19 protein-coding genes are annotated in these 15,709 nt (G+C 71.5%); 7 read left to right on the top strand and 12 right to left on the bottom strand.

Going from position 1 to position 15,709, the window contains the following annotated elements:
- Positions 1–599, bottom strand: a 599-nt coding sequence (locus P409_RS10160; RefSeq protein ID WP_034835036.1) for a transcription antitermination factor NusB, incomplete at its 3' end; no start/stop codon positions are given.
- Positions 600–707: 108 nt separating this feature from the next.
- Between P409_RS10160 and P409_RS10155 the strand changes: the two genes are divergently transcribed.
- A complete protein-coding gene (locus P409_RS10155) occupies positions 708–1,202 on the top strand; it encodes a MaoC family dehydratase (RefSeq protein ID WP_034835034.1) in 495 nt (164 codons plus the stop codon).
- A gap of 106 nt (positions 1,203–1,308) precedes the next feature.
- On the opposite strand, the gene P409_RS10150 is transcribed toward P409_RS10155, so the two are convergent.
- On the bottom strand, positions 1,309–2,028 hold the full coding sequence (locus P409_RS10150; RefSeq protein WP_034835030.1) for an HAD family hydrolase: 720 nt from the start codon (positions 2,026–2,028) through the stop codon (positions 1,309–1,311).
- Between the two features lie 15 nt (positions 2,029–2,043).
- A complete protein-coding gene (locus P409_RS10145) occupies positions 2,044–2,682 on the bottom strand; it encodes a LysE family translocator (RefSeq protein WP_034835028.1) in 639 nt (212 codons plus the stop codon).
- A 100-nt stretch (positions 2,683–2,782) separates the two neighbouring features.
- On the opposite strand from P409_RS10145, the gene P409_RS10140 reads away from it, so the two are divergent.
- On the top strand, positions 2,783–3,565 hold the full coding sequence (locus tag P409_RS10140) for a GNAT family N-acetyltransferase (protein ID WP_034835026.1): 783 nt from the start codon (positions 2,783–2,785) through the stop codon (positions 3,563–3,565).
- A gap of 324 nt (positions 3,566–3,889) precedes the next feature.
- On the opposite strand, the gene P409_RS10135 is transcribed toward P409_RS10140, so the two are convergent.
- The 3 genes from P409_RS10135 to P409_RS10125 form a co-directional block, all read right to left on the bottom strand.
- A complete protein-coding gene (locus P409_RS10135; RefSeq protein ID WP_034835024.1) occupies positions 3,890–4,642 on the bottom strand; it encodes an SDR family oxidoreductase in 753 nt (250 codons plus the stop codon).
- Between the two features lie 78 nt (positions 4,643–4,720).
- Positions 4,721–6,133, bottom strand: coding sequence for an MFS transporter (locus tag P409_RS10130; protein ID WP_034835022.1), 1,413 nt, complete (start codon positions 6,131–6,133; stop codon positions 4,721–4,723).
- Between the two features lie 75 nt (positions 6,134–6,208).
- Positions 6,209–6,490 (bottom strand): hypothetical protein, encoded by a 282-nt coding sequence (locus P409_RS10125; RefSeq protein ID WP_034835021.1) that lies wholly within the window; start codon positions 6,488–6,490, stop codon positions 6,209–6,211.
- Positions 6,491–6,821: 331 nt separating this feature from the next.
- On the opposite strand from P409_RS10125, the gene P409_RS10120 reads away from it, so the two are divergent.
- A complete protein-coding gene (locus P409_RS10120) occupies positions 6,822–7,832 on the top strand; it encodes an ABC transporter substrate-binding protein (protein ID WP_034835020.1) in 1,011 nt (336 codons plus the stop codon).
- Between the two features lie 23 nt (positions 7,833–7,855).
- On the opposite strand, the gene P409_RS10115 is transcribed toward P409_RS10120, so the two are convergent.
- Positions 7,856–8,140, bottom strand: a complete 285-nt coding sequence (locus P409_RS10115) for a hypothetical protein (RefSeq protein ID WP_034835018.1) — start codon at positions 8,138–8,140, stop codon at positions 7,856–7,858.
- Positions 8,141–8,385: 245 nt separating this feature from the next.
- Here P409_RS10115 and P409_RS10110 point away from each other — a divergent pair, with 245 nt between their 5' ends.
- Positions 8,386–8,796, top strand: a complete 411-nt coding sequence (locus tag P409_RS10110) for a VOC family protein (protein WP_034835016.1) — start codon at positions 8,386–8,388, stop codon at positions 8,794–8,796.
- A gap of 111 nt (positions 8,797–8,907) precedes the next feature.
- Here P409_RS10110 and P409_RS10105 read toward each other — a convergent pair whose 3' ends face one another.
- From P409_RS10105 to P409_RS10090, 4 genes are all read right to left on the bottom strand, one after another.
- Positions 8,908–9,288 (bottom strand): DUF427 domain-containing protein, encoded by a 381-nt coding sequence (locus tag P409_RS10105; RefSeq protein WP_034835014.1) that lies wholly within the window; start codon positions 9,286–9,288, stop codon positions 8,908–8,910.
- A gap of 209 nt (positions 9,289–9,497) precedes the next feature.
- Positions 9,498–10,145: an RraA family protein gene (locus tag P409_RS10100; RefSeq protein ID WP_034835013.1), complete on the bottom strand. Its 648-nt coding sequence runs from the start codon at positions 10,143–10,145 to the stop codon at positions 9,498–9,500.
- 193 nt (positions 10,146–10,338) lie between these two features.
- Positions 10,339–11,493: an NAD(P)/FAD-dependent oxidoreductase gene (locus tag P409_RS10095; RefSeq protein ID WP_034835011.1), complete on the bottom strand. Its 1,155-nt coding sequence runs from the start codon at positions 11,491–11,493 to the stop codon at positions 10,339–10,341.
- 15 nt (positions 11,494–11,508) lie between these two features.
- Positions 11,509–13,116, bottom strand: coding sequence for an FAD-dependent oxidoreductase (locus tag P409_RS10090; protein WP_034835010.1), 1,608 nt, complete (start codon positions 13,114–13,116; stop codon positions 11,509–11,511).
- 126 nt (positions 13,117–13,242) lie between these two features.
- Here P409_RS10090 and P409_RS10085 point away from each other — a divergent pair, with 126 nt between their 5' ends.
- The 3 genes from P409_RS10085 to P409_RS10075 are packed head-to-tail and all read left to right on the top strand — an operon-like array spanning position 13,243 to position 15,021.
- Complete coding sequence (locus P409_RS10085; protein ID WP_034835008.1) at positions 13,243–13,863, top strand: TetR/AcrR family transcriptional regulator; 621 nt, start codon at positions 13,243–13,245, stop codon at positions 13,861–13,863.
- Positions 13,857–14,495: a glutathione S-transferase family protein gene (locus P409_RS10080; protein WP_034835006.1), complete on the top strand. Its 639-nt coding sequence runs from the start codon at positions 13,857–13,859 to the stop codon at positions 14,493–14,495. The genes P409_RS10085 and P409_RS10080 overlap by 7 nt, the downstream gene beginning before the upstream one ends.
- A gap of 16 nt (positions 14,496–14,511) precedes the next feature.
- Positions 14,512–15,021, top strand: a complete 510-nt coding sequence (locus P409_RS10075) for a DUF1697 domain-containing protein (protein ID WP_034835004.1) — start codon at positions 14,512–14,514, stop codon at positions 15,019–15,021.
- Here the strand turns inward: P409_RS10075 and P409_RS10070 are convergent.
- The coding region (locus tag P409_RS10070; protein WP_152613319.1) for an alpha/beta fold hydrolase at positions 15,018–15,709 on the bottom strand (692 nt) is incomplete at its 5' end. The genes P409_RS10075 and P409_RS10070 overlap by 4 nt on opposite strands.

Genomic DNA, 15,709 nt, shown 5'->3' with positions numbered 1-15,709 from the left:
GACCCGCTCGGCAGCAGCCGGGCGTCCAGCTGCGCGGCCCAGACCTCCGGGTCGGCCTTGACCGACAGGTCCAGCGCCGCCTCGTGCAGATGCGCCTCGGCGATGGCGGCGGCCGTCTCGGCGCCATAGGCATCGGCCAGGCGGGTCCACAGCCAGTCCGGCGTGTTCAGCCGGGCGGCGTCCTGCCCGGCCAAGAGGGCCGGTCCGTCCTCGGCCAGGCGACGCAGCACGGCGTTGACCAGGCCTTTCATCCCCGCGAAGCCGGTCAGGCCGGCCAGCTCGACCGAGGTGTCGACCGCGGCGTGCGACGGCGTCGCCAGGAACAGGCGCTGCGACAGGCCCAGGCGCAGCACGTCGCGCACCGTGGCGGCGCCGCGCGGCAGCGGCGTCTTCAGCGCGCCGTCGATCAGCGCGTCGATCTGGCCCAGGCGGCGCAGCGTGGTGGTGAGGAGGAGCCGGGTGAAGGCACGGTCGCGCGGCTCCAGCTCCCGCAGGGCGAGATGGGCGTCCAGGGCCTCGTCGATCGGGCGCCGCTGCGCCAGCACGGCCCGCAGCAGCTCGACGGCCGCCTTGCGCGTGGCCAATCCGGTGTCGGTCATGGGCGGGATGTAGACCATCGCAACGGGCCGGGCCAGTGCGATGTGCCGCCGGGCCCTTCCGCGACGGACCCCGCCGCGCCATGCTGGGGCATCATGGAGGACACGCCGATGCCGACCGACACCCCCGCCGCCCGCCGCCTCTATCTCGAGGACCTCGAGGTCGGCCAGCGCTTCGGCTCGGGCACCGTCGCGGTCACGCCCGAGGCGATCAAGGCCTTCGCCGCCCAGTTCGACCCGCAGCCCTTCCATCTCGACGAGGAGGCGGCGAAGGCGACCTTCTTCGGCGGCCTGGCCGCCAGCGGCTGGCACACCGCGGCGCTGACGATGAAGCTGCTGGTCGGCGGCGCGTTCCTGCCGGCCGGCGGGCTGATCGGCGGCGGCACCGACGAGATGCGCTGGCCGCGCCCGGTGCGCCCCGGCGACGTGCTGCGGGTGGAGAGCGAGGTGCTGGAGATCCGCCCGTCGCAGTCGCGCCCCGACCGCGGCATGGTCAAGACCCGGATCACCACGCTGAACCAGGCGGGAGAGCCGGTGCAGGTCATGGTCGCGAACATGGTGGTTCCGCGCCGCCCATCCGATACCGCTACTGGTGCGGCCGTCTGACGGCGGCTTCTGCGCTTCCGGTGCTCACGGACCCAAACGTCCGCTGCGCTCCGGTTCTCGAAGCCACCGCCAGCCGACTCACACCAGCGCGGTCTCGAACGGGCGGCTACCCCAGCAGGCGGCTGACCAGCGCCGGCACTTCCCGGATCGAGTCGAAGGTGTGGAAGCCGGGTGGGGCGATCTCCGGCCGGCTCACATGCTCCAGCGCCCAGGTGATGCGGTAGGGGATGTGCACCGCCTGGCCGCCGAGGTCGAGCACCGGCAGGATGTCGGACTTCATCGAGTTGCCGATCATCAGGAACCGCTCCGGCGCCGTGCCGCCGCGCTGCAGGATCCGGCGATAGGTCGCCTCGTCCTTCTCGGCCACGATCTCGACGCTCTCGAACCGCTCGGCCAGGCCGGAGCGGGCGACCTTGCTCTCCTGGTGGAACAGGTCGCCCTTGGTGATCACGATCAGCCGGATGCGGCCGGCCTCGGCGTCCGGCGCCAGCGCGTCCAGCGTCTCGACCACGCCGTCGAGCAGCTCGACCGGGTGGTCCATCATCGCCTTGCCGAGCTCGAGGATGGCGCGGATCTCGCCGCTGCCGACGCGGCCGCCGCTGATCTCGATCGCGGTCTCGATCATCGACAGGGTGAAGCCCTTCACGCCGTAGCCGAAGGTCTTCAGGTTGCGCGCCTCGGTGTCGAGCAGCCGGCGCTCCAGCGTCGCCGGGTCGACCCAGGGGGCCAGCAGGGCGACCAGCCGGCCATGCGTCTCCTCGAACACGGATTCGCTGTGCCACAGGGTGTCGTCGGCGTCGAAGGCGACGGTCAGGGGAGCAGGCATCGGGGAGCTCTCGTGTCAGCCGCGGCGGGCGGCGAGGCCGCCGATTGACTGCGTCAGTGCGTGCAGGGCGAAGCCGAGGAACAGCAGGCCGGAGGCGCGGACGAACCAGATCTCGTGCCGGCGGTAGAAGCGGCGCACGCCGGACATGCCGGTGACGCCGACCAGGATGGCATAGGCGGTGGCGGAGCCGAGGCAGGCGGCCGCCACCAGGGCCGGCAGGGCCGACCAGCTCAGGCCGGCGGAATAGCTGGTCAGCAGCGCGGTGAAGGTGGCCACCGCCACCGGATAGCCCTTCGGGTTGGTGACGCCGAACAGCAGGCCGCGCAGCAGCGGCCGGCGGACCGAGCGGTCGAGGCTGCCGTCGCTGCCGCGGCGCACGGTCAGCGCCGACCAGCCGAGCCACAGCAGATAGCCGCCGCAGACCAGGCCCAGGACGTCGAACACCGCCGGGCCGATGGCCTGGGCGCCGATGATCGCGGTCAGCGCCAGCGACGACCACAGCGCGTCGCCGACCAGATGGCCGCACAGGAAGGTGGCGCCGGCCTTCCGCCCCTGGCCGGCGGAGATGCCGAGCAGGGCCAGCACCGCCGGCCCCGGCGAGATGCCGTAGGCGAAGCCGGCGAGGCCGGAAGCCAGGAGCAGGGTGCCGTTCACGATCGCTCTCCGAAATCCGTCGGGCCGCGGTCGCGGCCGGCGCCAAAATCGGCCATAAGGGGCGCCCGGGGCAAGCCCGGCGGGTCGAGCGGAGGACGGAATGGACGAGGCCGAGATCCTGAGGCATTTCGATGCCGAGTTGCGGCGGGCCCCGGTGCCGGCCGACCCGGACTATCGGGTCGAGCGGCTGCCGGAGGTCACGCGCATCGTCGGCCCCGGCCCGGACGCCCATGACAACTGCGTGCTGTGGAGCGGGCTGGACGCCGCCACGGCCGATGCGGTGATCGCGCGCGAGGCCGCCTATTTCGCCGGGCAGGGCCGGTCGGTCGAGTGGAAGCTGTACGGCCATGACGCGCCGGCCGATCTCGGCCCGCGGCTGGCGGCCGCCGGCTTCGTGGCGGAGGAGCCGGAGACGCTGGTGGCGCTCGACCTCGACGGCGCGCTGCCGCCGCCGGTCGACCCGGAGGGCGTGACGATCGAGCGGGTGATCGACCCGGTACGCTTCGGCGCCATCGACGACCTGATGGCCGCGGTCTACGGCGCCGACGAGGACTGGCGGTCGGAGGTGCTGGGGGCGGAGCTGGCGGCGGCGCCGGACCGGCTGTCGGTCTATCTCGCCATGGCCGACGGCCATTGCGTCTCGGCCGGCTGGATCCGGTTCAACCCCGGCACCGTCTTCGCCGACCTCTGGGGCGGCGCCACCCGGCCGCATTGGCGCGGCCGCGGCATCTACCGCGCTTTGGTGGCCAAGCGCGCCGCCGAGGCGAAGCAGCGGGGCTTCCGCATCCTCACCGTCGACGCCTCGCCCGAAAGCCGGCCGATCCTGGAACGGCTCGGCTTCCGGGCGCTGACCACCACGACGCCTTACGTGCGGGAGGCGTGAGGTTTCTTTCGGATTGCCTCTGAGGCTCGTAACACTATCGGCCAAAGGCAAAACGAGTCCCCCCTCCCCTTGCGGGAGGGGGGTAGGGGGAGGGGGTTTTCGACGCCAGGGCCGGCCTGGAACCTGATGATCCGGCCCGGGCGGTGAAGCCTGTCCTTTGCCCATTCGCGCGCGGACGCGCGCAGACCCCTCCCCCTGCCCCCTCCCGCAAGGGGAGGGGGGGACTATAAAGGATTGGGTCTCAACCCTTTTGAGAGGTCCCTCCAAGCGGGAGAGGCTATGCGAAGCCGCCCGTCAGGACGGTTTGAGTCCCCCGACGTCAGCCTAACCCCGGCCGATGAAGGGCATGTTCGTCGCCATCACCGTCACGAACTGAACATTGGCGTCGAGCGGCAGGGACGCCATCATCAGCACGGTGCTGGCGACATGGGCCGCGTCCATCAGCGGCTCCGGCTTGATCGAGCCGTCGGCCTGGGGCACGCCCTTGGCCATCTTCGACGCCATGTCGGTGGCGGCGTTGCCGATGTCGACCTGGCCGCAGGCGATGTTGTACTTCCGCCCGTCCAGCGAGGTCGACCGGGTCAGGCCGGTGATGGCGTGCTTGGTCGCGGTGTAGGGGGCGGAGTTCGGCCGCGGCACATGCGCCGAGATCGAGCCGTTGTTGATGATCCGGCCGCCCTGCGGGTCCTGGTCCTTCATGATCCGGATCGCCTCCTGCGTGCACAGGAACGGGCCGGTCAGGTTGGTGTCGACCACCGCCTTCCACTGCTCGAAGGTCAGGTCCTCCAGCGGCACGCCCGGGGCGCTGACGCCGGCATTGTTGAACAGCACGTCCAGCCGGCCGAAGCGGGCCTTGGCGGCGTCGAACAGGGCGCGGACGCTCTTCGGGTCGGTGACGTCGGTCGGCACCGCCAGGGCCTGGTCGGCAGCCACGCCGGACAGTTGGATCGTCTCGGCTAGAGCATCCTGCCGGCGGCCGGCCAGCACCACGCTGTAGCCGTCCTTCAGGAAGGCCAGCGTCACCGCCCGGCCGACGCCGGATCCGGCCCCCGTCACCAGCGCCACCTTGCTCGTCATCTGCGTCTCTCCCGTCTCGGTTGGGGGTCGGCTCCGCCCCGTCTCAGCAGCGGACCCTAGCGGTTATGTCCGACTTAGTCAGCCGGAATGCTGTCGCCGCCTGTGGCCGCTGACCTCGGTGCCGGCGTCGCGGCCCAGCGGCAGATAGTCCAGCATCGACAGCAGCGCCAGCACGCCTAGCACGGCGAAGGCGATCTGGTATTCGGCCACGGTCGATCCGCCGGCCAGGCCCGACGCCTCCGCCGCCCGCAGCGCGATGGCGCCCAGCGCCACGCCCAGCCCCATCGAGATCTGCTGGGTGACGCTGAACAGGGTGTTGGCGGCGCTCATCTCCGGCTTCGGCACGTCGACGAAGGCCAGGGTGTTCAGGCTGGTGAACTGCATCGACCGGGCGGCGCCGCTGACCACCAGCAGCGCCGCGGTCAACGCCGCCGGGGTGGACGGCGTCAGCAGGGCGCAGGCGAACAGGGTCGCCGCCAGCACCGCGCCGTTGGCCAGCAGCGCGGTGCGGAAGCCGAAGCGGCGCAGCACCCAGCTGGTCATCGGCTTCATGCCGAGATTGCCGGCGAACAGCGCCAGCACCAGCAGGCCGGACCGCACCGGGTCCAGCCCGAAGCCGAGCTGGAACATCAGCGGCAGCAGGAAGGGCACGGCGCTGACCACCGCCCGGAACAGCGACCCGCCGCGCACGGTGACGCGATAGGTGTGGATCGCCAGCGCCGCCAGGCCCACCAGCGGGTGCGGGTGGCGCCGGGCATGGCGCACCGCCCAGGTCCCCAGCAGCAGGGCGGCGGCCAGCAGCAGCCCGACCGACGCCCAGGGGATCTGCTGGTGCCCGACCAGGTCCAGCCCCAGCATCAGCGCCAGGCAGGCGAGGCCGGTCAGGACGAAGCCCAGCCCGTCGAAGGGCACGCGCCGGTCCTCCCGGTCGTTCGGGATCAGCCGCAGCGCCAGCACCAGGGCGATGGCGCCGAGCGGCAGGTTGAGCAGGAAGATCCAGCGCCAGGAGGCGATGCTGGTGATCAGCCCGCCCACCGGCGGGCCCAGCACCGGCGCGGCCAGGGCCGGCCAGGTGATATACGCGATCGCCCGCATCAGGTCCTGCTTGGCGGTGTTGCGCAGCACCACCAGCCGGCCGACCGGCACCATCATGGCGCCGCCGATGCCCTGCAGGATGCGCGCCGCGGTGAAGCTCCACAGGCTGTCGGCGGCGGCGCACAGGGCCGAGGCCAGGGTGAAGACGACGATGGCGCTGGCGAAGACCGACCGGGCGCCGAACCGGTCGGCCACCCAGCCGCTGGCCGGGATGAACACGGCCAGCGTCAGCAGATAGGCCGACAGCCCGACATTCAGGTCCACCGCGCGGATACCGAAGGATACCGCCATGTCCGGCAGCGCCGTGATGATCACGGTGGCGTCCAGATTCTCCATGAAGAAGGCGCCGGCGACCAGCAGCGCGATCAGCACGGGTTGGCGCGGGGACGGGGTCATCGGGCGGCCGGGGCGTGACGGGATCGGGGATGGCCGGCGCGGGCGGACCGGGGCGGCCAGGATCCCGATACCACGCTATCCGGCGGCGGACTGCAAGGCCGGTTCGGCGAGCGAGGCCAGCGCGCTCCTGACCACGAAGATCTGGCCAAGCTTGCGGGCCACCATCTCCCATTCCGGGCAGTCGTCGCGGCGGACGGCGATGGTCACGCGCATCTCGTCGCCGTGCCGCTCGGCCGAGACGCGCTCGGGCAGGACATCGCGCAGGCAGAAATGCTCGAGCAGGCGGGGCAGCAGGTTGGTGTCGGCCATGCCGACCACGTGAAAGAGGACCTGCGCGTCGTCGCGGGTCATGGTCATCGGTATCTCCCGGGGAATGCGAACAGCACACGGACGAAGACCCCGGGGGAGCCGGCGCGGCCGGCCCGGGGCCTAGTGGCTAATTCGCAGGGAGCGAGACATGACCATGGCCTATGGTTAACCGCCGGGGAGCGGCTTGGCAAGCGGCGGGAGAGCAGGGCGCCACAGCGTGACGGTCTCCGCATGGCTCATGGAGGTCGGCCCCGCTAGGAAACTATGGCGGGTTGCCAGGGGCATCGATTGACTCTGCGACCGGCCACTCTATGAATCGTCGGTCGATAAGAACAGTACGGTCGGCCGGTGGCGAGCCATCGGCGATGGGGAAGGGGCGATGAAGGAGCGCGGCAGGGCACGCGGTGCCGTTCTGGCTGTCCTGCTGGCCTGGGCCGGGCCGGCGGGGGCCCAGGCGATCCCGGCCCATCCGGAGGCCGGGAGTTTCCGGATGGGAATCCAGCCCTGGCTGGGCTACGGCCTGTGGCATGTCGCGGCGGCGAAAGGCCTGTTCCGGGCCGGGGGCCTGCCGGATGTCGAGATCGAGACCTTCGCGCAGGACCGGGAGATCAAGGAGGCGCTGACCGATGGCCGCCTCGACGGCGCCAGCGTCGCCACCCATACGGCGCTGGTCTTGGCGGCGGCGGGGGTGCCGATCCGGATCGTCGCCCTGCTCGACGTCAGCATGACGGCCGACGCCATCATCGCCGGCCCGGGAATCGGGACCGTCGCCGACCTCAGGGGCAAGGCGGTCGCCTATGAGGAGGGCAGCACCAGCCACATGCTGCTCAGCTATGCCCTGGCGCGGAACGGCATGAGCCTCGCCGACATCGTCTCGGTGCCGATGCCGGCCCTCGACGCCGCCACCGCCGTGACCGTGGACCGGACCCCCGCGGCCGTGACCTACGAGCCCTATCTGTCGCTGGCCCGGCTGGTCGATCCGCGGGTCAAGGTGCTGTACACGGCGGCGGAGGATCCCGGCCTGATCTCGGACGTCTTCGTGGTGCGCCGGGAGGTGCTGGAGCGGCGGCCGGGCCAGGTCACGGCGCTGCTGCGGGCCTGGCAGGCGGCGCATGACGACTACGAGAAGGACATGGCGGGCGGGCGGGCCATCATCGCCCGCGCGGTGCAGGCGACGCCGGAGCGGCTGTCGAGCGCCTTCGACGGCATCACCTTCTATTCCCTGCCGGACAGCGAGGCCCAGCTGACAGGCGCCTTCGCCCAGCATGTCATCGCCGATGTCGAGAAGGCGGCCCGGGCCGCCGGGCTGCTGCCCGGGGATGTCGACACCGCCGGGCTGATCGATCCGCGCTTCGTCGCGGCCGCCGCGCCCGAGACGCCGGTGCGGTGACGGCCGGCGGGGCTGCTCCCCGGTCAGTGCACGGTGACGCCGGTGTCGATCGTCTGTGCCGGCGCGATTCCGGCCTCGGCGCCAACGCGCATATTGGCGCTGGCGCGCTCCAGCAGGGGGGCGACGCCCCCGGCCTCGGCGGCGGCGGCGATCATCTGCCCGGTCAGGAAGGCCAGGGCGCCGATCAGCGCGCCGCTGACGGCCTGCGGATCTCCGCCCGCCTCGGCGGCATAGTCCTCGGACCGTTCGCCGATCAGGGCCAGAAGGTCGTTGTGGATCTGCTGGGTCAGGGGGCCGATCGTGTCCATCTCCACTCCTCCTCGGTTGCGCTCCGGGGCAGGGCCGGGTGGCGCCGGCTACGGGGATCAATAGCGGGCGGCGGGGGCCGGTTCCGGCCCCGGGCTGCGGCATTCAAACCGGAATCCGGACGAATTTCCGGAGTGTTGCCGCTTTGTTCGGAGCGGGGCGGGCGTTATGCTACGCCACACCCATCGTATCGGCCGGCGAGCCCGATGCGCGGGAACTCGGAAGGCCATGCGCCGCGGGGAGGGCCATGTTCAGCCATATCACGGTGGGCACCAACGACATCGACCGGGCCAAGCAGTTCTACGACCAGGTGCTGGCGGCGATCGGCTTGCGCTGCCAGCTCGACGACCGCGTCGCCGGCTGGCTGTGCTACGTGCCCGAGGGCGACAGCGGCCCGGAATTCCTGATCTGCCGCCCGATCAACGGCGAGAAGGCGACCTTCGGCAACGGCGTCACCATCGGCTTCAACGTGCGCGAACGGGCGCAGGTGGACGCCTTCCACAGCGCCGCGCTGGCGGCGGGCGGCGCCGACGAGGGCGCGCCCGGCACCCGGCCGCACTATCATCCCAGCTATTACGGCGCCTATGTGCGCGACCCGGACGGCAACAAGCTGTGCTGCGTCTGCCACCGGGCCGATGCGGCGGGGCTGTTTCCATAGAGCGGAATGAATTGCGGCGTGGTCCCGTCAAGGCCTGACCGGATGTCGAGCATCTCTGCGTTTGCCTCTCCCGCCTGGCGGGAGAGGCAACAACTCACGGTCTCGGTACGGTCAGGCCGGCTGCTCGGCGATCGAATCGACGCGGTCGGGGTAGAAGGCGACGTGGTCCTTGATCGCGGCGACCGCGTCATAGGGCGCCTCGTAGGTCCAGACCGCGTTGTCGGCCCGCCCGCCGCCGGCCGGGATGCTGTAGTAGCTGGCATCGCCCTTGTAGGGGCAGTAGGTGGCATGGTCGGTGCGCTGCAGCGCCGCCATGTCGACGTCCTTCCGCGGGATGTACTGCACCGGCGGGTAGCTCGCCTCGCGCAGCGTCAGCGCGCTGACGCTGTCGGCGACGACCTTGCCGGCGACCTTCACCACCACCCGGGCCGGGTTCGGCGTCACCGTGATCGGATGGTCGGGCCCGGGGATCTTCCTCGGCTTCTCGCTCATGGCGCTCGGCCTTGCTGTGGGCTGGACCTTCGATGTGGGGTCCGGGCGGCGGCGAGGGAAGGGGTAGAGACCGTTTGGAAATGCGCTGGCGTGAGTCGGCTGGCGGTGGTTTCGAGAACCGGCGCGCAGCGGACGTTATCGTCCGTGAGCACCGGAAGCGGAGAAACCGCCGTCAGACGGCCACGCCAGTAGTATTTGCGAACGGTCTCTCAGAACTTCCCGTGGCGCAGATACGCCTCCTGCGGCGAGACGCCGTCGAGGATCGCCTTTCGCACCAGGTTCTCCTGCCGCATCACGTCCTCGACCTTCGCCACCGTCTCCTCGGCCAGCGCCGCCGGGATGACGACGATGCCGTCGATGTCGGCCACCACCCAGTCGCCGGTGGCGATCCGCACCTGGCCGATGGTGATCGGCTCGCCATAGGCCTCCGGCATCCAGGCGGCGACGATGTCGCGCGGGGTGCGGAAGCGGGCGAAGACCGGAAAGCCCAGCCGGCGGATGAAGGCGTTGTCGCGCGACCCGCCATCGACGATGTAGCCGCGCACGCCGCGCGACTGCAGCGCCTCGGCCGACAGCTCGCCCATCAGCGCCCGCACGTCGTCCTGCGGCTGGCAGATGGCGACATGGTCCCTCGGCACCACGGTCAGCAGCTCGGTCCAGGCCAGCAGGCTCTGGTGAGCGTCGATGGTGTCATCCGGCCGGCCGCGGATGGTGAAGACGCGACCGCAGATCCGGGTGTCCGGGTCCACGGCCAGGATGGTCCGCGGCAGCACGCAATTGGCGTGGCCCATATCGCGCAGCACGTCGAAGACGGCGCCGGAATAGCAGGCCTCCAGCCGGGCGGTGAGGTCGGTCATCGATGGTCCTCCCGGCCCGGAGGCTAGCGTGAGTGGATGGGGTGGCGCCACCCCCTCACCCGAAATCGCGGGGCGATTTCGACCTCTCCCCAAGGAGAGGTGAAGGAGCCGCGCCTCCACTCCCCTCTCCTCGGGGAGAGGGAGGGGCCCGTCGCGTCGGCGACGGGAAGGTGAGGGGGCAGGCTCCGCCGCCTCAGGCCGCGACCGGCGGCAGCCAGCCCTGGGCCTCGCGCCAGTCCTTCGGCAGGCCGGCGAAGCGGTCGAGGCGCATCGACGACAGGTCGGCGAAGCTGCAGGCGCCGTCGACGATCATGTCGCGGATGGCGTGGCCGCTGGCCGGCGACAGGCCGAAGCCGACGCTCGACATCGTCGCCACGATGGCGTTGTCGAAGCCCGGCATCCAGTCGATCACCGCGCGGCCGTCCGGCGTGTTCTCGATCACGCCCGACCAGCTGCGGATCATCCGCACATGCGCGGCCTTGGGGAAGAGCTCCATCAGCCGCCGGCCGATGTTGCGCAGCAGCGGGCTGGACGGCTTCGGCGGCGTCTTCAGGTCGACCGGCGGCAGCCATTCATGCGGACCGCCGCCATAGACCAGGTTGCCGCGCAGCGTCTGCCGGCCGTACAGGCCGTTGCCGTCGACGCCGCTCATCGGCATCGCCGGCAACGGCTCGGTGACGATCATCTCGGCCCGGCCGGAGGCGACCGGAAGGTCGACGCCCAGCATCTCCGCCAGCAGGCCGGTCTGCGGCCCCGCGGCGATCACCACATGGTCGCAGCCGAAATCGCCGCGGTCCGTGCGCACCGCCGTCACCTTGCCGCCCGCGGTGTCGAAGCCGGTCACCGTGCAATGCTGCAGGATGCGGCCGCCCAGATCCTGCAGCGCCCAGGCATAGGCCTGGCTGGTGCGCTGCGGGTTGGCGTGGCCGCCATATTTCAGCAGGTAGCCGCGCTCCACCGTGTCGCCCACCAGCGGCGCCAGCTCGCGGATCTGCTTGCCGTCCAGCGTCTCGTAGTGGAAGCCCTGCTTCTCGCCCATCCGCACCCAGCCGAGCATGAACTCGACGTCGGATTCGTGCAGCACGATCTTCAGCCGGTGCTTCTGGTGCTCGGTCGGATAGCCCAGCAGCTCGTCCATTTGCGGCCACAACCGCTGCTCCTCCGGGAACAGCGGGCTCTGCGGGTGGGTGCAGCCGCCGCCGTTGCGGCCCGACGCCTCCCAGCCGACGATGCCCTTCTCCAGCACCAGCACGTCGACGCCGCTGCGCGCCAGCCACCATGCGGTGCTCAGCCCCGTGACGCCGCCGCCGATGATGACGACCGAGGCGCCGTTCTGTGTCTCTGCCATGATCCGTCCTCCGCCTCAGCCCTGCTTCGCCCCGCCGGCGGGAATGTCCCACCACGGCACCCATTGGCTCTCGATGCCGAACCAGGAATCCCATTCCTGCCGCACCACCGCGGCCTCGTCCTGCGGCCACAGCACCTTCAGCGGCAGCGGCCGGACCGGCGGGCGGTAGCTGGCCAGCGGCACCTGGCCGACATCGATGCGGGACGACAGCGCCAGCAGCATCGCCACCTGCTCGCGGCAGCGGCGGCCCTGGCACAGCCCCATGCCGGCGCGGGTCAGGCGCTTGACCTGGTCCTGGTTGACCGGCCCGTCCTCCAGCAACGTGGTCAGCGACCGGGTGCCCATCTTGTTCGACACGCGCTCGAGATAGCGTGGCGGGCTGATGTCCAGGAGCTCGCCGCGGCTGACCTCCTCGCACTGGCACACCAGCACGTCGAGGCCGCCGGTGTTGAGAAGCGCCTTCAGCCAGGTCATGCGGTGGTCGCCCCCGCCCTGGACCGGCTGTGCCAGCCCGGCCCGGGCGGCGGTCACGTCGCCCTCGGCGGCCTTGTCCAAAGAGGCGGCCACGGCGATCGCCGCCACCCGGCCCTCCTGCCGCGCCACCGCGGGGTCGACCGATTTGGCGGCATGGATGCCGGCGCAGTCGCCGACGGCATAGGCGAAGGGCAGGGCGGTGCGGCCGTCCGCGTCGGTCACCGGCACATGGCCGCCGCGGTCCGGGTCGTGCGCCAGCTTCGCGTCCAGCGCCGCCAGCAGCTCGATGTTCGGCACCGTGCCGATGCCCAGCGCGACGGTGTCGCAGGCGATGTCGCGCTCGCTGCCCGGTACCGGCGATAGGCTGCTGTCGACCTTGACCAGCGTCGCGGTTGTGACGCCCTCGACGGTGCCCGTGGCCGCCTTGATGACATGGCCGGTCAGCACCGGCACGCCATGCGCCTTCACCGCCTCGACCAGCTCGGCCGGGCCGACCGGCTGGTCGGCGACCTCGATCAGGCCCGCCACCTCCAGCCCGCGGCCCAGCGCGGTCAGGGCCAGGTCCAGCGCTTCGGCGCCGGTGCCCAGGATCAGCAGTCGGCGGCCGGCGAAGGCGTCATAGGCGCTGATCAGCCGGTGCGCCGCGGTCACGCCCATCACGCCGGGCAGGTCCCAGCCCGGGAAGGACATGCCCAGGTCGCGCCGGCCGGCGGCCACGATGACCTTGTCGAATCCGACCAGCCAGGACCGGTCGGTGTCGGCCAGGCCGGCGACGGGGCCGGGCATCCACTGCACCCCGGGGGCGTTGGCGAACAGGCCCCAGACCGTGGTCTGCAGCAGCACCTCGACGCCCTTGTCGAACAGCTCCGCCAGCTCCGGCCGGGCTTCCAGGAAGGTCTCCAGCAGCCGGCCGGGGGTGTTCACCGCCGCGGTGGCGCGGCCGCCGAAATGCAGCGGCACGTCCATGCCGATCAGGGCGCCGTCGACCGGGTTCTCGTCGACCAGCAGCACCTCCAGCCCGCGCTCCGCCGCCTCGGCCGCTGCGGCGATGCCGGCCGGGCCGGCGCCGATGACGAGAAGCTGGAGATGGCGTTCGACCTCCGGGGTCTTCCCGGCGACGGATTTCGGGTCGATCGGTGGATGGGGCATGGCGGCTTGGTTCTCCGACGCGGCGTCCGGTCCCCTCTTGCCTTGCCTGCGACGGGCATACAGGGTGGGGCCGGCATCTGGCTGGTGACGCAAGGCTACCGCCGGCACCGATCGAGGACGGACGCATTGGCGACAGCGAAGAACAGCAAAGCGACGGCGGAGGCGGGAAACGGCCGCCGGACGCTGAGCCGCGAGGACTGGATCCGCGCCGCGCTGAAGGTGCTGGAGAAGGGCGGCGTCGCCAGCGTCAAGGTCGACCGGCTGGCCACCACGCTGAAGGTGACGCGCGGCAGCTTCTACTTCCATTTCCAGGGCCGGAAGGATCTGCTGGCGGCGCTGCTGGAGGAATGGCGCCGGCGCAACTGCGCGCCCTTTGAGGCCCTCGAGGGTCGGACCGACCTCGAGGGCGCGGCCTTCTTCCGGGCCTTCCGCAACGTCTGGGTCGACGAGGACCCGTTCAGCCCGGCGCTGGACATGGCGGTGCGCGACTGGGGCCGGGCCTCGAAGGAGGTGGCGCGGGCGGTGCAGGGCGCCGACCAGTACCGCATGGGCCTGCTGCGCCGCGCCTTCGGGCAGATGGGCTATGGGCCGGACGAGGTCGAGATCCGCAGCCGCATCGCCTATTTCCACCAGATCGGCTACTACGCGATGGCCTTCCACGAACCGCGGCCGGAGCGGCTGCGCTACCTGCCGATCTACGATGATGTCCTGACCGGACGGCCGGGAGAAGGGAGCGGGCAATGCTGACGATCTGGGGCCGGCGCAACGCCTTCAACGTGCAGAAGGTGCTGTGGCTGATGGGCGAGCTGGGCCTGCCGCATGAGCACATCCCGGCCGGCGGCGATTTCGGCGGGCTGGACGATCCCGCCTTCCGCGCGATGAACCCGCATGGAAGAGTGCCGGTGATCGACGAGGACGGCACGGTGGTGTGGGAATCGCACGCGATCCTGCGCTATCTCGCCGCCCGCGACGGCCGGCTGTGGCCCGCCGATCCGGCCGAACGGTCGCTGGCCGATCGCTGGATGGACTGGTCGCTGGCGACGCTGCAGCGTGACTTCATGGACCTGTTCTGGGGCCATTGGCGGACGCCGGAGGCCGAGCGCAATGCCGAGCTGATCGCCCGCAAGCAGGCCGCCTGCGCTGCGCATTTCAAGCTGCTGGACGCGCATCTGGCCGGCCGGCCCTATCTGGCGGGCGACGCGTTCGGCCTGGGCGACATCCCGGCCGGCACCGTGCTGTACCGCTATTTCGGCATGGGGCTGGAGACTCCGCCGGTGCCGCATGTCCGCGCCTGGTACGCCCGGCTGATGGAGCGGCCTGCCTATCGCGAGCATGTGATGATGCCCTTCGACGACATGTATGGCCGGCTGGCCTATTGATCCGGCGGGAGGCGCCATGACCAGCTTCGTCATCCTGCTGCGGGCGGTGAATGTCGGCGGCACCGGCAAGCTGCCGATGAGCGACCTGAAGGCGCTGTGCGAGACGGCCGGGCTGGCTGAGATCCGCACCTACATCGCCAGCGGCAACGTCGTCTGCCGCAGCGACCGGACCGAGGCCGAGGTCAAGGCGGCGGTGGAGGCGGCGCTCGCGGCCTATGCCGGCAAGCCGGTCGGCGTGCTGGTGCGCAGCGCCGCGGAGATGGCGCAGGTCCTGGCGGCCAACCCGTTCCCGGACGCCGCGCCGAACCGCACCGTGGCGATCTTCCTCGACGCCCCGCCGCCGGCCGATGCGCTCGACAGGGCCACCGGCGTGCAGGGCGAGGAGATGCGGTTGGGCCGGCGCGAGATCTACGTCCATTACGGCGACGGCATGGGGCAGTCCAAGCTGTCGATCCCGGCGGCGAAGGCCGGCACCGCCCGCAACATGAACACGGTGGCCAAGCTGGCCGGGATGGCGGGGGATTAGCGGGTGCCCAGGAAGGCGGTGATCTCGGCGATCAGCGCGTCCCGGCCCCGTTCCGGGCGGTCGAGATGCGCGTAATGGGTGGCGCCGGGCAAGGTGACGCTGCGCACGCCCGCGGACCGCACCGCGTCATGGGCGAAGGCGGCCGCGTCCTCCGGCCGGCTCCAGAAATCATGCTCGGAGCGGACCAGCAGGATCGGCGCGGTGATCGACCCGGCATCGAACAGCCGGCGGCCGCCGGCCTGCAGGAAGCTGTCCTCGATGGCGCCGGCCGGGGCGCGGAAGGCGGGCGGATCGCGGTCGGCCGAGCCCGGATCGCTGGCCAGCGCCGCCCGGGCATAGGCTTCGGCCACGGCCGGATCGCGCCAGCTCGCCTTGTCCTCGGCCGGGATGGTGCGGTCCCAGGAGGGGAACAGCGCCGCCGCGGTGTTCAGCGTATAGCCGCCGACCGTCGGGCTCAGCCGGTCCGGATGGTCCGGATCGGCGGCGGGCGAGCCGGGGCCGAGCGTCGGATGCCGGTCGGCCCCGCCATAGAGCGCGTTCAGCACGACCAGATGGCCGACCCGCTCGGGCCAGAGCGAGGCGTACCAGGCCGACCACATCCCGCCGGTGGCCCAGCCGACCAGGGCGACCGTGTCGGCGCCGGCGCGCTCCCCCGCCAGGCGCGCCACGGCGTCGATGTCGCGCACCA

Source organism: Inquilinus limosus MP06, assembly GCF_000767795.1.
Taxonomy (GTDB): Bacteria; Pseudomonadota; Alphaproteobacteria; order DSM-16000; family Inquilinaceae; genus Inquilinus; species Inquilinus limosus_E.
Note: the sequence above shows the minus strand (reverse complement) of the source record. Positions and strands in the feature narration are given on the sequence as shown.

Coding starts and splice junctions, on each gene's coding strand:
- P409_RS10075 (WP_034835004.1), top strand. CDS start 14,512: ATGACCAGCTTCGTCATCCTGCTGCGGGCGGTGAATGTCGGCGGCACC.
- P409_RS10125 (WP_034835021.1), bottom strand. CDS start 6,490: ATGACCATGACCCGCGACGACGCGCAGGTCCTCTTTCACGTGGTCGGC.
- P409_RS10105 (WP_034835014.1), bottom strand. CDS start 9,288: ATGAGCGAGAAGCCGAGGAAGATCCCCGGGCCCGACCATCCGATCACG.
- P409_RS10140 (WP_034835026.1), top strand. CDS start 2,783: ATGGACGAGGCCGAGATCCTGAGGCATTTCGATGCCGAGTTGCGGCGG.
- P409_RS10090 (WP_034835010.1), bottom strand. CDS start 13,116: ATGCCCCATCCACCGATCGACCCGAAATCCGTCGCCGGGAAGACCCCG.
- P409_RS10100 (WP_034835013.1), bottom strand. CDS start 10,145: ATGACCGACCTCACCGCCCGGCTGGAGGCCTGCTATTCCGGCGCCGTC.
- P409_RS10135 (WP_034835024.1), bottom strand. CDS start 4,642: ATGACGAGCAAGGTGGCGCTGGTGACGGGGGCCGGATCCGGCGTCGGC.
- P409_RS10155 (WP_034835034.1), top strand. CDS start 708: ATGCCGACCGACACCCCCGCCGCCCGCCGCCTCTATCTCGAGGACCTC.
- P409_RS10150 (WP_034835030.1), bottom strand. CDS start 2,028: ATGCCTGCTCCCCTGACCGTCGCCTTCGACGCCGACGACACCCTGTGG.
- P409_RS10080 (WP_034835006.1), top strand. CDS start 13,857: ATGCTGACGATCTGGGGCCGGCGCAACGCCTTCAACGTGCAGAAGGTG.
- P409_RS10130 (WP_034835022.1), bottom strand. CDS start 6,133: ATGACCCCGTCCCCGCGCCAACCCGTGCTGATCGCGCTGCTGGTCGCC.
- P409_RS10115 (WP_034835018.1), bottom strand. CDS start 8,140: ATGGACACGATCGGCCCCCTGACCCAGCAGATCCACAACGACCTTCTG.
- P409_RS10120 (WP_034835020.1), top strand. CDS start 6,822: ATGAAGGAGCGCGGCAGGGCACGCGGTGCCGTTCTGGCTGTCCTGCTG.
- P409_RS10110 (WP_034835016.1), top strand. CDS start 8,386: ATGTTCAGCCATATCACGGTGGGCACCAACGACATCGACCGGGCCAAG.
- P409_RS10095 (WP_034835011.1), bottom strand. CDS start 11,493: ATGGCAGAGACACAGAACGGCGCCTCGGTCGTCATCATCGGCGGCGGC.